Annotated in this window: 12 protein-coding genes; 7 read left to right on the top strand and 5 right to left on the bottom strand. The window is 70.6% G+C overall.

Going from position 1 to position 14103, the window contains the following annotated elements:
- The first annotated feature begins 207 nt into the window (after positions 1-207).
- Entirely contained in the window at positions 208-1449 is a 1242-nt protein-coding gene (locus ACZ60E_RS15340; RefSeq protein WP_469441197.1) for a M20 metallopeptidase family protein, read from the top strand.
- Positions 1450-1972: 523 nt separating this feature from the next.
- Here the strand turns inward: ACZ60E_RS15340 and ACZ60E_RS15345 are convergent.
- Both ACZ60E_RS15345 and ACZ60E_RS15350 read right to left on the bottom strand, forming a co-directional pair.
- Positions 1973-2653 carry a ThuA domain-containing protein gene (locus tag ACZ60E_RS15345; RefSeq protein WP_469440769.1) on the bottom strand — a complete coding sequence of 227 codons (681 nt, stop codon included), beginning with the start codon at positions 2651-2653 and terminating at the stop codon, positions 1973-1975.
- A gap of 16 nt (positions 2654-2669) precedes the next feature.
- Complete coding sequence (locus ACZ60E_RS15350; RefSeq protein WP_469440771.1) at positions 2670-3410, bottom strand: GbsR/MarR family transcriptional regulator; 741 nt, start codon at positions 3408-3410, stop codon at positions 2670-2672.
- 264 nt (positions 3411-3674) lie between these two features.
- On the opposite strand from ACZ60E_RS15350, the gene ACZ60E_RS15355 reads away from it, so the two are divergent.
- From ACZ60E_RS15355 to ACZ60E_RS15370, 4 genes are all read left to right on the top strand, one after another.
- Positions 3675-4346, top strand: a complete 672-nt coding sequence (locus ACZ60E_RS15355) for a DUF4097 family beta strand repeat-containing protein (RefSeq protein ID WP_469440774.1) — start codon at positions 3675-3677, stop codon at positions 4344-4346.
- 119 nt (positions 4347-4465) lie between these two features.
- Positions 4466-5461, top strand: a complete 996-nt coding sequence (locus ACZ60E_RS15360; RefSeq protein ID WP_469440776.1) for an ATP-binding cassette domain-containing protein — start codon at positions 4466-4468, stop codon at positions 5459-5461.
- The gene (locus ACZ60E_RS15365) at positions 5458-6249 is read left to right on the top strand and encodes an ABC transporter permease (protein ID WP_469440778.1); all 792 of its coding nucleotides are present in this window, start codon (positions 5458-5460) and stop codon (positions 6247-6249) included. Before ACZ60E_RS15360 ends, ACZ60E_RS15365 begins: the two co-directional genes overlap by 4 nt.
- Positions 6250-6390: 141 nt before the next feature.
- Complete coding sequence (locus ACZ60E_RS15370) at positions 6391-6786, top strand: VOC family protein (RefSeq protein WP_453795516.1); 396 nt, start codon at positions 6391-6393, stop codon at positions 6784-6786.
- A 143-nt stretch (positions 6787-6929) separates the two neighbouring features.
- Here ACZ60E_RS15370 and ACZ60E_RS15375 read toward each other — a convergent pair whose 3' ends face one another.
- Both ACZ60E_RS15375 and ACZ60E_RS15380 read right to left on the bottom strand, forming a co-directional pair.
- A complete protein-coding gene (locus tag ACZ60E_RS15375; RefSeq protein WP_469440782.1) occupies positions 6930-7670 on the bottom strand; it encodes a helix-turn-helix domain-containing protein in 741 nt (246 codons plus the stop codon).
- 2 nt (positions 7671-7672) lie between these two features.
- The gene (locus ACZ60E_RS15380; protein WP_469440786.1) at positions 7673-8632 is read right to left on the bottom strand and encodes an AraC family transcriptional regulator; all 960 of its coding nucleotides are present in this window, start codon (positions 8630-8632) and stop codon (positions 7673-7675) included.
- An 81-nt stretch (positions 8633-8713) separates the two neighbouring features.
- On the opposite strand from ACZ60E_RS15380, the gene ACZ60E_RS15385 reads away from it, so the two are divergent.
- Positions 8714-9550, top strand: a complete 837-nt coding sequence (locus ACZ60E_RS15385) for an NmrA family NAD(P)-binding protein (RefSeq protein WP_384799830.1) — start codon at positions 8714-8716, stop codon at positions 9548-9550.
- 90 nt (positions 9551-9640) lie between these two features.
- Here the strand turns inward: ACZ60E_RS15385 and ACZ60E_RS15390 are convergent, their stop codons facing one another.
- Positions 9641-10804: a YihY/virulence factor BrkB family protein gene (locus ACZ60E_RS15390; protein ID WP_384799833.1), complete on the bottom strand. Its 1164-nt coding sequence runs from the start codon at positions 10802-10804 to the stop codon at positions 9641-9643.
- A gap of 784 nt (positions 10805-11588) precedes the next feature.
- Between ACZ60E_RS15390 and ACZ60E_RS15395 the strand changes: the two genes are divergently transcribed.
- A complete protein-coding gene (locus ACZ60E_RS15395; protein ID WP_469440788.1) occupies positions 11589-14084 on the top strand; it encodes a Pls/PosA family non-ribosomal peptide synthetase in 2496 nt (831 codons plus the stop codon).
- The last annotated feature ends 19 nt before the right edge of the window (positions 14085-14103 follow it).

Below are 14103 nucleotides of genomic sequence, written 5' to 3' on the forward strand. Positions count from 1 at the left end.
AGCGTCGACCTCGACGCGGCGGTTTCCCATGATGTGGCTGTCCCCTCCGCCGAAGGGTGGCTCACCGGATGGGCAATGACACCGGTGCGCGGCGATCGTGTGTCCCACAAGACGACGTGAGTCGAAGGGGTGACAGTGAATCGTCCGACGGAGCACGCGCTCGCGCGCCGCACGTTACTGGCCGGCACAGCGGCGGCCGGTGCGGGAATGGTGTGGGCAGGCATGGGGAAGGCCGTCGCGGGTGGGTGGAGAGGACCGGTGACGCAGGCGGCGGTGGACGCGGAGGCGGCACGTCTGGACCGCGTGCTGATCAAGCTGCGGCGGGATGTCCATCGGCACCCTGAGGCCCCGGGACAGGAACAGCGCACGGCCGCTGTGGTGGCTCGGGAGCTGCGGGCGGCGGGGCTGGCCGTCACCACCGGAGTGGGTGGTGGTCACGGGGTCGTCGGGGTCCTCCAGGGCTCGCGTCCGGGCCGGACCGTTGCCTACCGGGCGGACATGGACGCGGTTCCGCCCAAGGACATCGTCGGAGGGGGTTCCGCGCCGGCCCATCTGTGCGGACACGACGTCCACACCACGGTGGGCATCGGCGTCGCGCGGGTCCTGGCGCGGCTGAGGCAGCAGTTGAGCGGAACGGTGGTCTTCCTTTTCCAGCCTGCGGAGGAGACGCTGTCCGGCGCCCGCACGCTGATCGACTCAGGTGTGCTGGAGCGCGAGCACGTCGAGGAGGTCCATGCGCTGCACTGCGGGCCGTTCCCCGTCGGCCAGTTCGCTGTGACCCCGGGCTACGGGATGCCGGGCCAGGACAAGGCGGAGATCACCCTCTCCGGCCCGGACGCACCCGATGCCGCGCGGCGCCTGGCCGTCGACCTGGGCGCGCTCGCAACCGTGGATCTGCCACAGACACCGGCCGACCTGGAGCGGATCGTCGCCGACGCCCGGACCCCCGACGGACCGCTGGCCCGGTTCGTGGCCGTCCGGGCAACAGCGCAGGAAGCCAAGGTGAGCGTGTCCTACCGCTGCTGGCCGGAGGAACGGTACGTGGAGGTGCGCGACAGCATTCGTCGAGTGGCCATGCCCTATACGGGGGCCGGGGTGAGCTTTCCCGCCGAGCCTTTCCCCGCCATGGTGTGTCCAGAACACGACGCCCGCCTGCTCGCCCGCCACCTGCGCGGCACCGTCGGTCTGGACATGGTCACCGAACTCCGTGCCGCCTTTCCGCCCTTCAGCGGCGAGGACTTCGCCCTCTTCCTGAATCGGATCCCCGGCACGTACACCTTCCTCGGTGTCCGTACACCTGGCACGCCCATCACCACGAGCTATCCGCATTACCCCGACTTCTCTCCGGACGAGCGGGCCATCGGCGTCGGCGTGCGGGCGATGGCGGGCTGGATCGCGAAACGCACGCACCAAGCGCGGGGCCTGTCAGGCGGACCCAGCTGGCACTGACTGCCTGATTTTCTGCCGTCGCACCACGCCCCGCCCCGCGAAGGCTGGCTACGCAGAACCCGGGATCAGCAACAGCTGCTTCAAGGCCGGCGGGCGTCGTGTGGATCGTGCGGGTGCGTTGTGGCTGAGCGCGCAGTTCCCCGCGCCCCTTAAGGGCGGGTCGGCGGCCGTGGCACTTTCAGGGGCGCGGGGAACTGCGCGGCCAGCCACAGCGTGGCCGCACCTGTCGAACGACCCCAGTAGTTTCGCCGCGCCCCCTGGAACACTGCCGCCCAGGATGCGGGTGCACCAAGCCCCGCGGTCCTGGGGCTTTTAGGGGCGCGGGGAACTGCGCGGCCAGCCACGACGCGCCCGCACTTCTCGAACGACCCCAGCGGTTTCGCCGCGCCCTCTGGGGCGCTGCCGCCCAGCAGGCGGGTGCACCGGCCCCCGCAGTCCCGGGGCCTTTAGGGGCGCGGGGAACTGCGCGGCCGGCCGCAGCGTGGCCGGGCCTGTCAGGCGCCCCCGTGGTTCGCCGTGTTTTCTAGCGCGCTGCCGCCCACGTGATGCCGCCCAGTAGGTGGGTACGGAAGTGGGGGTCCTGGTAGGACTCCTGGGCGTGGCCCAGGGCTGTGTAGAAGGATCTTCCTTTGCCTTGGGAGTGGCACCAGGACAAGGGGTGGTCGGTACCCATGCTGCCTCCGGCGTACGAGGTCTCGTCGGCGGAGAGGAGTACCCGTACCGAACCCCGGGGACTCGTCCGGAAGTCGTACCACTCGTCCGTGAAGTCCCAGACGGCCGGCAGATGCCGCGTCGCCGGATGGTCGTGGTCCTCCACGACCGCCCGGCCCGGCTGATACTCGGGATGCCGGGCGAAACGCGCCCCGAGCAGCTCGCCGTAATACGGCCAGTCGTACTCCGTGCAGGCCGCCGCGTGCACCCCCACGAACCCGCCGCCCGCCTCGACGTACGCCGCCAGGTGCTCCCGGCCCGCGGGCGTCAGGACGTCACCGCTGGTGGAGAGGAAGACGACGGCCGCGTACGGGCCCACGGGGGCGTCGAAGAAGTCGGGGTCCTCCGTCGCGTGGACGTCGAAGCCGTGCGCCGCCCCCAACGACCGGACGGCGGCCGTGCCGTCGGGTATCGAGTCGTGGCGGTAGTCCGTGGTGCGGGTGTAGACGAGGACCCTCGGGCGGGGCGAGGGCGAGCGGTGCTGCGCTGCCATGACGGGCTCCAGATCTCTAGCGCGTCGGTTCGGCCGGGGTCGGCGGTTCGGGCTTTGTGTAGAGGACCTCGCGTGCCTGTTCCGCCGCACGGGTCATGCCCTCGCCCACGAAGTCGACGAAGCGCGCGATGCCTTCGAGGCGGGCGGCGGCCGGGGTGTCGGGGCCGAGGACGCCGACACCCTGCCGTGCGGTCTCGGCGAGCTGGGCGTGGGACTTGGCGGCGGCGATCATCCCGTCGTACCAGACGTCGTTGTCGACGACATACCGCTCGCGGCGGCGTTCGTCCCGCTCCCGCCGGATGAGGCCCTGGCTCTCCAGGAGGGTGACCGCCTTGGAGATGGACGCGGGGCTGACCTGGAGGTGCTGGACGAGTTCGGACGCGGTGAGGCTGCCCGCGTCGGTGGTGTAGAGGTGCGCGAGCACCCGGGACGTCATCCTGGGCAGGCCCGACTGCATGAGGAGGGTGGTGAAGACCTCCACGTACGCGCGTACGGCCTCGGCGTCACGGCCGTGGGCCTGCGGGGGCGCTTCCTGGCCTTTGGGCGCGGTCTCCCTGCGCCGGTGGGCGCGGTGTTCGGTGGCGCGGTGGGCCAGGTCCGCGCGGTAGGCGAGGGGGCCGCCGTTGCGCATGACCTCGCGGGTGATCGTCGAGGTCGGGCGGTCGAGGCGTCGGGCGATCTCCGCGTACGCGAGGTCGTCGGCCAGCCCCAGCGCGATCTGCTGGCGCTCCTGCTGAGTGAGCCTGCCTCCCGGCATCGCGGTCTCCTTCATGGTCCTCGGTCGTCGTTCCTGGTCGTGCCCGGCGCGTCGAGCATAGCGTTCACTCCAAGCACATTGCAACGATGGCAGCGAGTACCGTTGCGTTAGATCCTCGGTCAGCGCAACGAAATATGACTGATGGCCTGCCATTACTGCCTTCACATGCAACAAGGCTGTTGCCGCATCTGTAAACGCAACGTAGCTTTTCCAATGTCGGAAACGCCGAACGGGCGACCGGACAACCACACCGAGGAGAGCACCATGCAGAAGTTCGACACCACCGGCCACGTCTCCGCCGTCCTCGACATCCCCGCGGGACGCATCCGGTTCATCGCCGCCGACCGGGCCGACACCACGGTCGAGGTCCTCCCCGCGAACACCTCGAACAGCCGCGACGTGAAGGCGGCCGAGCAGATCGAGGTCGCCTACGCCGACGGCGTCCTGCGGATCGAGGCCGCACCGGCGAAGAACCGGATCCTCGGCAACTCCGGGTCCGTCGAGGTGACCGTCCAGCTCCCCGCCGGCTCCCACGTCGAGGCGAAGACGGCCGCCGGCGAGTTCCGCGGCGTCGGACGGCTGGGTGACGTCGCCTTCGAGGGGGCGCAGGGCTCGGTCAAGCTCGACGAGACCGCGGAGGCCCACCTCACCCTGTTCTCCGGCGACATCTCGGTCGGCCGTCTCGGCGGTCCGGCGGAGATCAGCGTCCAGAAGGGCGACATCCGTATCACCGAGGCCGTGCGCGGCACGGTCGTGCTGCGCACCGAGGCCGGCGAGGTGTCGGTCGGCGCCGCCCGCGGGGTCTCCGCCTCCCTGGACGCCGGTACCGGCTTCGGCCGGATCGACAACGCGCTCAAGAACTCCGACGGCGCCGCCGCCGCTCTGAACATCCGCGCGACCACGTCGTACGGCGACATCACCGCCCGCAGCCTCTGACCCCCAGCCCGCGCACAGCCCTTACAGCCCGCACAACTCACAGGCCGCACCTCACAGTTCGCGTCCCGCGGTCCCCGATCCCCAGTCCCCGATCCGCAGTTCCCGAAGGAGCATTCCTCATGACCGACCCGGCCATCGCGGCGCACCGGCTGCGCAAGTCCTACGGCGACAAGGTCGTGCTCGACGGCATCGACCTGGTCGTCCCCGAAGGAACGGTCTTCTCCCTGCTCGGCCCGAACGGGGCCGGCAAGACCACCGTCGTCAACATCCTCTCCACCCTCGTCTCCCCCGACCCCGCCTCCGGTGCGATCCGCGTCGGCGGCCACGACCTCGGCGCCGACCCGCAGGCCGTGCGGGCCGGAATCGGTGTCACCGGGCAGTTCTCCGCCGTCGACGGGCTGATCACCGGCGAGGAGAACATGCTGCTCATGGCGGACCTGCACCACCTGCCGAAGAAGGAGGGGCGGCGCATCGCCACCGAACTCCTCGAACGTTTCGACCTCACCGAGGCCGCAAAGAAGCCCGCCTCCACCTACTCCGGCGGCATGAAACGCCGCCTCGACATCGCGATGACCCTCGTCGGCAGCCCGCGCATCATCTTCCTCGACGAACCCACCACCGGCCTCGACCCTCGCAGCCGCCACACCATGTGGGGAATCATCCGCGAACTCGTCACCACCGGCGTCACCGTCTTCCTCACCACCCAGTACCTGGAAGAGGCCGACCAGCTCGCCGACCGCATCGCCGTCCTCAACAACGGCCGCATCGCCGCCGAGGGAAGCGCCGAGGAACTGAAACGGCTCATCCCCGGCGGGCACGTACGGCTCCGTTTCACCGACCCCGACGCCTACCGGTCCGCCGCCTCCACCCTGGACGACGTCGCCCGCGACGACGAAGCCCTGGCCCTGCAGATCCCCAGCGACGGCAGCCAGCGCGCACTGCGCGCCGTCCTCGACCGGCTCGACACCGCCGGCATCGAAGCCGACGAACTCACCGTGCACACCCCCGACCTCGACGACGTCTTCTTCGCCCTCACCGGCGACACCACCGTCCCCGACCAGGCCGCCGAACAGGCCGACCAGACCGCCGACCAGATCAAGGAGAACGTCCGATGAGCACCCTCTCCCTCGCCGTACGCGACTCGTCCACCATGCTGCGCCGCAACCTCCTGCACGCCCGGCGCTATCCGTCGCTCACCCTGAACCTGCTGCTCACCCCGGTCATGCTGCTCCTGCTCTTCGTCTACATCTTCGGCGACGTGATGAGCGCCGGGATCGGGGACGGCGGCGCCGACCGCTCCGAGTACATCGCCTACATCGTCCCGGGCATCCTGATGATGACCATCGGCAGCACCGTGATCGGGGCCGCGGTGTCCGTCGCCACCGACATGAACGAGGGCATCATCGCCCGCTTCCGCACCATGGCGATCCACCGCGGATCGGTGTTCATCGGGCATGTCGTCGGCAGCGTCCTGCAGGTGCTCGCCAGCCTGGTCCTCGTCGGGGCCGTCGGTGTGGCCATCGGTTTCCGGTCCACCGACGCGACGGTCGTCGAGTGGCTGGCGGCGTTCGGGCTGCTGACCCTGTTCGCCTTGGCGCTGACCTGGATCGCGGTCGGGATGGGCATGGCCAGCCCGAACGCCGAGGCGGCCGGCAACATGGCCATGCCGCTGATCCTGCTGCCGCTCGTCTCCAGCGCGTTCATCCCGGCCGACACCATGCCGGGCTGGTTCCGGCCGATCGCCGAGTACCAGCCCTTCACCCCGGCGATCGAGACCCTGCGCGGGCTGCTGCTCGGCACCGAGATCGGGTACAACGGCTGGCTGGCCGTGGCCTGGTGCCTGGGTCTGGCGGCGCTCGGTTACTGGTGGTCGGCCTCGCAGTTCAACCGCGACGCGAAGTAGGCGGCATGGCACCGCGGGCCGGCCCCCGCACCTCGTCCCGCCCCAGGGCGGCGTACCCCGACAAGGCGTCGGAGTGCGCCGCCCTGTCCGTACGTCCGATTCCTTCAAGACCCGCGCCATCACGGTCCCTACGGTGGTCCCATGACTCCACGATTCGATCTCATCGGCCTCGTCGTCTCCGACATGGCCGCGTCGCTCGCCTTCTACCGCCGTCTCGGTCTCACGTTCCCCGAGGGTGCCGAGAGCTTGCCGCACGTCGAGGCGGAGCTGCCGGGCGGTCTGCGCTTCGCGCTCGACACGGAGGACACGATCCGCTCGTTCCACCCCGACTGGCGACCGCCGACGGGCGGGGGCCGGGTGGCACTGGCCTTCCTGTGCGACAGCCCCGCGGACGTCGACGCCACGTACGAGGCACTGCTGGCCGCAGGCCACAAGGCGGAACTGAAGCCGTTCGACGCCCCCTGGGGCATGCGCTACGCGACCGTCCAGGACCCGGACGAGAACGGAGTGGACCTCTTCGCCCACCTCGCCCGGTAGCGGCCCCTCTTCCGAGGGCGCAGCCCCCGGAGCTTGCGGGGGGGTACGTGCGGGTCCGGTGGGGGCTCGTCGCGCAGTTCCCCGCGCCCCTTCAGGGGCTGCGCCCCCTGAAGACAAAAGATCGCGCAGGTCCCCGCGCCCCTTCAACGGCGCAGCAGTACCCCCAACGGCGCCCCCGCCAACTCCTTCACCTCCCGCGCCAGATGAGCCTGGTCCGCGAACCCCGCGACCACCGCCACCTCCGCCGCGGCGGCCCCACCCCGCACCAGCGCCAACGCCCGCTGCAGGCGAAGAACACGGGCGAGCATCTTCGGCCCGTACCCGAACGCGACCAACGCCCGCCGATGCAACTGCCGCTCGCTCCAGCCCACCTCCTCAGCGGTCGGGGCGACAGCGGCCCCCGAGGACAGCGCCGCCACGACGGCCCGGAGCCGCGGATCGGGCGGACCGGCGTCGGCCGCCCGCCCCATGGCCACCGCTTCCAGCGCGACGGCGGGATCGGCCGCCGCGTCGACCCGCTCGGTCAGCCGCCGCACCTCTCCCCCGTCCCACAGATCCGCGAGGTCGACCCGCCGGTCGCGTAGTTCGTGGGCGGGCACGCCGAGATAGGAGGGCGCGGTTCCGGGGAAGAACCGGACCCCCGCGTACCGCCTCGCGCCTCCGGGGCCGTCGGTCCCGCTCGCGTACGCCCGTGTGTCGGGGCCCGCTACGAACAGCCGGCCCTCGGTCCACAGCAGGTCCATGCAGCCGTCGGGCAGGACCGGCGCCGCGTCGCCCGGCACGGCGGTACGGGTCCACACGACCGCGCCGGTGAGCCGCGACGCCCGCTCCCGGTACGGCGCCGGCGACGGCTCGGAGTGCTGCTCGGCGTACGGCTCGGCCACAGTCAGAAGGCTACGCCGATCGGTTGCCGGGCCGCCCGCGTCCGGTGTTCCTGCGGGCTGACCCCGTACACCCGTTTGAAGGCGCTGGACAGGGCGAACGCGCTGCCGTAGCCGACCTGGCGGGCGATCGCCTCCAGGGTGTCGTCGGTGTCGCGCAGCCGGTCGGCGGCGAGGGCGAGGCGCCAGCCGGTGAGGTACGTCATCGGGGGCTCGCCGACGAGTTCGCTGAAGCGGCGGGCGAGGGCGGCCCGCGAGACACCGGCCTTCGTGGCGAGGGAGCCGACCGTCCAGGGGTGCGCGGGGTCGTCCTGGACGAGCCGCAGCACCCGGCCGACGACCGGGTCGGCGAGAGCCCGGTACCAGGCGGGCGCCTCGGCCTCCGGGCGGGAGAACCAGGCCCGCAGCGCGGCGATGACCAGCAGGTCGAGGAGCCGGTCGAGGACGACCTCCTGGCCGGGCTCGTCGCGCACGATCTCCTCGGTGAGCAGCGGGGTCAGCGGGCACTCCCACACGTCGGAGGTCAGGGTGAGGACCGGTGGCAGCGCGTCGAGGAGCCGCCCGCTGACCTCGCCCTGCACCGGATACGTACCGATCAGCATCACCATGGAACCGTCGAGGCGCTGCCCCCAGGTGCGGACGCCGAGGTCCATGTGGCCGCGCATCGAGCGCCCGTCGGGGTAGGTGCACTCCTGGCCCGGCAGGATCACCGCGATCGGCGGGGTCGCGGGGTCGTCGGCGCAGGTGTACGGGTCGGGGCCGCGCGCGATGGCGAGGTCGCCGGCCCGCAGCAGCACGGGCTCGCCCCCGTCGGGCGTGATCCAGGACTCGCCGCGGATCATCAGCATGACGGTGAGCGGGGCGCGGTCCTCGATCCGAAGGGACCAGGGTGGTTCGAAGCACGCCCGGATCATGAAGGCGCCACGTGCGCGTGGACCCTCCAGAAGCCCTGCGAGTGCGTCCATGGGAATCAGAGTAGACGCGCTCTTATGGGAACGAGAGGTTCAGCGATGTTCCCTTTCCGCGTGCGGTCGTTGACTGGGCGCATGACGGAAAACACGCGCAACGGGACGGTGTTGGTGACGGGCGCCTCCGGGAAGACCGGGCGTCGGGTGGCGGAGGCGGCGAGGGCCGCGGGGTTCCGGGTACGGGCCGCTTCGCGCGGTGGTGACGTGCGCTTCGACTGGTACGACCCCTCGACATGGGACGAGGCGCTGCGCGGGGCCGACGCGGCGTATCTGGCGTACGCGCCGGACGTCGGTGCGCCGGGCGCGGCCGGGAACGTCGCCGCGTTCGCCCGGCGGGCCCAGGATCTCGGTGTGCGCCGGCTGGTGCTGCTGTCGGCGCGCGGGGAGCGTCAGGCGGAGCCGACCGAGCGGGCGCTGCGCGAGTCGGGGGCCGCCTGGACCGTGGTGCAGGCCGACTGGTTCTTCCAGAACTTCAGCGAGGGCCTGCTGGTGGAAGGGGTGCGCGGCGGCGAGTTCGTGTTCCCGGCGGGCGAGGTGCCGGTGCCGTTCATCGACGCGCGCGATCTCGCGGAGGTCGTGGTGAAGGCCCTGTCCGACTCCTCGTACGCGGGGCGGACGCTGGAGATCACGGGGGCGCGGCTGCTGTCCTTCCGGGAGGCCATGGCGGAGATCTCCGCCGCGGCGGGCCGGGAGATCCGTTACGTGCCGGTGCCGACAAAGGAGTACGGGGAGATCCTGGCCGGGTTCGGGCTGCCGGCCGAGGAGGTCGCGTTCATGGAGGAGGTCTTCGACGGGCTGCTCGACGGGCACAACGCGCGGACCACGGACGGCGTACGGCAGGTCCTTGGACGTGCGCCGCGCGACTTCGCGGACTTCGCGCGGGAGCACGCGGCGGACGGCGTGTGGAAGGTCTGACGCGCCCCGGGCACTCCGGCCGCTACCCCGGTCCGTCCCCGCTGCCCTCGCGGCGGGGACGGACCGTCACTGCTGCCGTCACCGCTCCCGTCACTGCTGCGGAGGTGTCTCGCCGCTGTTCTTGGGGGTGGACTTGACGTGCGTGCGCAGCCGGGAGGTGACGTCCTCCGGGGGCAGGAAGCGGGACCAGCGCTCCGGGAACTCGGAGGGCATGTCCGGGTCGTCGGGGTCGTCGTAGCCGTCCTCGGCCTGCGCGGCGCGGGCCGCCGCCGCGCGGGCCACGAGGTCGGCGGCCTGCTCGGCGCGCAGCCGTTCGTTGACGGCGCGGGCGGCGGCGGTGGCCGCGGCGGGCCAGACGCGGTCGATGGCCGCGTTGACGGCGGCGCCCACGAGCACCGCGAAGGCGGCGACACCGATCCACAGGAGGACGGCGACGGGCGCGGCCAGGGAGCCGTAGATCGTGGGGCCCTCGACGGTGTTCGTGAGGTAGATGCGCAGCAGGAGGCTGCCCAGCACCCACATGGTGAGCGCCACGAGCGCGCCGGGGACGTCCTCGATCCACGGTGAGCGCACCGGGACCGACACGTGGTAGAGCGTCGTCAGGAAGACGACGGACAGGACGATGACGACGGGCCAGTAGAGCACCTGTACGACGGTCGTCGACCAGGGCACGACGTTCACCACGGCGTCGGGGCCCGCGACCATCAGCGGCAGGGCGATCGAGCCGATCAGCAGGGCCACGAGGAAGAGCAGGAAGGCCATCAGGCGGGTCCTGACGATCCCGCGCACCCCGTCGAGGCCGTACATGACGGTGATGGTGTCGATGAAGACGTTCACCGCGCGGGAGCCGGACCACAGGGCGAACAGGAAGCCCAGGGAGATGACGTCGGGGCGGCCGCCCTCCATCACGTCGTGCAGGAGCGGTTCGGCGATCTGTGTGACGCCCTTGTCGGTGAGGACCGTGCGGGAGGCCTCCAGGAGGCTGGTCTCCACGCTGGCGATGGTGTCGGCGCCGGTCCAGTCGTCGACGTAGCCGAGCAGGCCGATCATGCTGAGCAGCAGCGGCGGCACGGACAGCAGCGTGAAGAACGCCGCCTCCGCCGCGAGTCCGAGGATCCGGTACTCGATGCACGAGTTCACGGTGTCCTTGAGCAGCAGCCAGGCGGTCCTGCGCTTCGAGACGTTCCGATAGAGGGCACGCGCCCGGTGGAGACGACCGGACGTCCTCTGAGGGGGTTCACTTGCTGGCTGCACGCCCTAAAGGTATCCGCCGCGCGGGGTCGCACTCATCCCCCGGTACCGCGACCTGGAGCGGGTGTGGCGGGAGCGGCGCGCGCGACCCGGTGGCGGGACGGTACCGGTCCGGTTCCGTCATACGGCGGAAAAGCGGCGGCAATTCCGCGGTAATCGTAAACAGAAATCGAACCCTTTTTCTGTCATGACCGCGTGGCCGAAATACCCGCCCTGCGGAAGTGGAATACGCAACAACGCATGCACTGTGCACCGGTGAGTTCCCCGGTGACGCGGTCGGACGAGATCATTCAGGGTGACCGGCGTTGAAGCATCGGACAGCGAGAAAGCGCCATAGGCCGAAACGCCCTTGACCCGTTCATGAGCACGCCGAAACAATTCGGATTGCATTGCGCTGGGCACGTGGGGACGGCTCGGTGGCACCACGACACGGGGGGACTCAGAAGGGCCCGGAGGAGGGTCCTACACAGCCGCGTTACCCGTGATCCGCGTGGGAACCACGCGGATCATGCCGTGCTGCATTGCGCCTTTCCACGCGGCCACTTCACACACTTCCCGAACATCCTCTTCTCGCCTGCCCTGACACAACACAGCGTGCGCGAGAAACAAGTCTATCTTCCGGCACACCGGAGTCACACAGGAATCACCGTGGTTCACCAGAACATCTTTCGTCACCAATTCGGGTGCGTGATGAAACTGCGGGCGTGAATCCTTCGTATTCCCATCCGGAGGTGCCAAACACTCCGAACGGTCCACAAGTACGAGCAATCACCAGCAAGGAGATCAAGTGGTGGGAAATCCCACTGAGGTCGCGACCGCCGCTCCGGCGCGGTCCGTGACCACCCGCGACCCGGTGAACGGGATCGAACCTGTCCTCGCGGAGGTGCTCGCCGGTGTCGTACGCGCCGAGCAGGTCCCCGTCGACAGTCACTTCTTCGACGACCTCGGTGCCAACTCCCTGGTGATGGCACACTTCTGCGCCCGGGTCAGGAAGCACCCCGGCCTGCCGGCCGTGTCGATGCGTGACGTGTACGGCCACCCGACGATCCGGGGCCTGGCGGCGGCGCTCTCCGAGGTCCCGGCCGAGGAGCCCGCGCCACCGCAGGAACCGGCCGCGCCGCCCGCCGCGGGCAGCAGCGCCCGGTACGCCCTGTGCGGGGCACTGCAGTTCCTGGTCTTCGCGCTGTACTGCCTGCTCTCCGGGCTCGTCACCGCCCAGGGGTACGACTGGGTGTCGGCCGGGGACGGCGTCGTGGACGTCTACCTGCGCTCGGCCCTCTTCGGAGGCGGTGTCTTCGTCGGCCTGTGCACGCTGCCGGTGGTGGCCAAGTGGGTGCTGGTCGGCCGCTGGAAGGAGACCGAGTTCCCGGTCTGGAGCCTGGCCTATCTGCGCTTCTGGACCGTCAAGGTGCTGCTGCACGCGAACCCGATGGTCCTGTTCGCCGGCAACCCGCTCTACGTCCTGTATCTGCGGGCCCTCGGCGCGCGGATCGGCAGGAACGTCACGATCCTCTCCCACGCGCTCCCGGTCTGCACCGACCTGTTCACGGTCGGCGCGAACACCGTGATCCGCAAGGACTCGCACTTCCTCTGCTACCAGGCGCACGCCGGGCGCATCCGCACCGGCCGGGTCACGCTGGGCCAGGACGTGTTCGTCGGCGAGAACACGGTCCTCGACATCGGCACCTCCATGGGCGACGGCTCCCAGCTCGGCCACGCGTCGGCGCTGTACGGCGGCGCCGCGGTACCGGCCGGCCAGCACTGGCACGGCTCGCCGGCGCAGCGCACGGACGTGGACTACGTACGGGTCGCCCCCGCGGAGTGCGGCACCGCGCGCCGGGTGGGCTACGGCCTGGCCACCGTCCTCCAGACGCTCCTGGTCACCATGCCGCTCCTCGTCGGGGGCACGTACATGCTGCTGACGGTGGCGCCCTCGCTGGACATGCTGCTGAACCCGGAGACGCAGAACATCACGTCGGGGCGGTTCTACGCCGAGGCGTTCGCCCTGTCGGTCGCGCTCTTCGTGGGCTTCATCGTGGTCGGCCTCGCCGTCGTGACCGTGGTCCCGCGGCTGCTGAACCGGTTCCTGGAGCCGGACCGGGTCTACCCGCTCTACGGCTTCCACTACTCGGTGCAGCGGACCGTCGCGCGGCTGACCAACGTCAAGTTCTTCAAGTGGCTGTGCGGGGACAGCTCGTACATCGTCCACTACCTGCGGGCCATCGGGTACGACCTCTCGCACGTCGAGCAGACCGGCTCCAACTTCGGTACCGGGGTGGCGCACGAGACGCCGTTCCTGGCCACCGTCGGGCGCGGCACGATGGTCGCCGACGGACTTTCGATCATGAACGCCGAGTTCTCGGGCACGTCGTTCCGGGTCTCGCGCGCGACGATCGGAGCGAACAGCTTCCTGGGCAACCACATCGCCTACCCGGTCGGCGGGCGCACGGGCGAGAACGTCCTGCTCGCGACGAAGGTCATGGTCCCGCTGGACGGGGAGGTCCGCGAAGGGGTCGGCCTGCTGGGCTCGCCGCCCTTCGAGATCCCGCGGACCGTGGAGCGCGACACCCGCTTCGACCACCTCCGCGAGGGCGACGAGCTGCACCGCCGCCTCACCGCGAAGAACCGCCACAACCTGCACACCATGGGCCTGTTCCTGCTCCTGCGGTGGTTCGACTGGTTCGTCCTCATGGTCCTCGGCTTCGCCGCCTTCGACCTGTACGGGGAGTACGGCACCGTCGGCGGTCTGCTGATCGGGGCGTCCCTGCTCGCCGGGGTCGCGTTCACCACCGTCTACTACGCGCTGGTGGAGCGGATCATCCTGCGGTTCCGGCCGCTGGAACCGCGCCTGCACTCCATCTACGACCCGCTCTTCTGGCAGCACGAGCGGCTGTGGAAGGTCCCGGACACGCACTTCGCCCTCTACAACGGCACCCCGTTCAAGAGCCTGCTCTGGCGGCTCCTCGGAGTCCGCATCGGCCGCCGGGTCTTCGACGACGGGGCCTACATCACCGAGCGCACGCTCACCGCCATCGGCGACGACTGCACCCTCGGCGCACACAGCAAGATCCAGTCGCACTCGCAGGAGGACGGCACCTTCAAGTCCGACCACATCGAGATCGGCGACGGCGTCACGCTCGGCGTCGGCGCGCTCGTCCACTACGGCGCGTCTGTGGGGGACGCCGCCGTACTGGCCGCCGACTCCTTCCTGATGAAGGGCGAGGAGGTACCGCCGGGGGCGCACTGGGGCGGGAACCCGGCGGCCGAACAACGACGCGCCTGACCGCACGACAGGCACCACA

It is taken from the genome of Streptomyces sp. NPDC102514 (assembly GCF_055584525.1).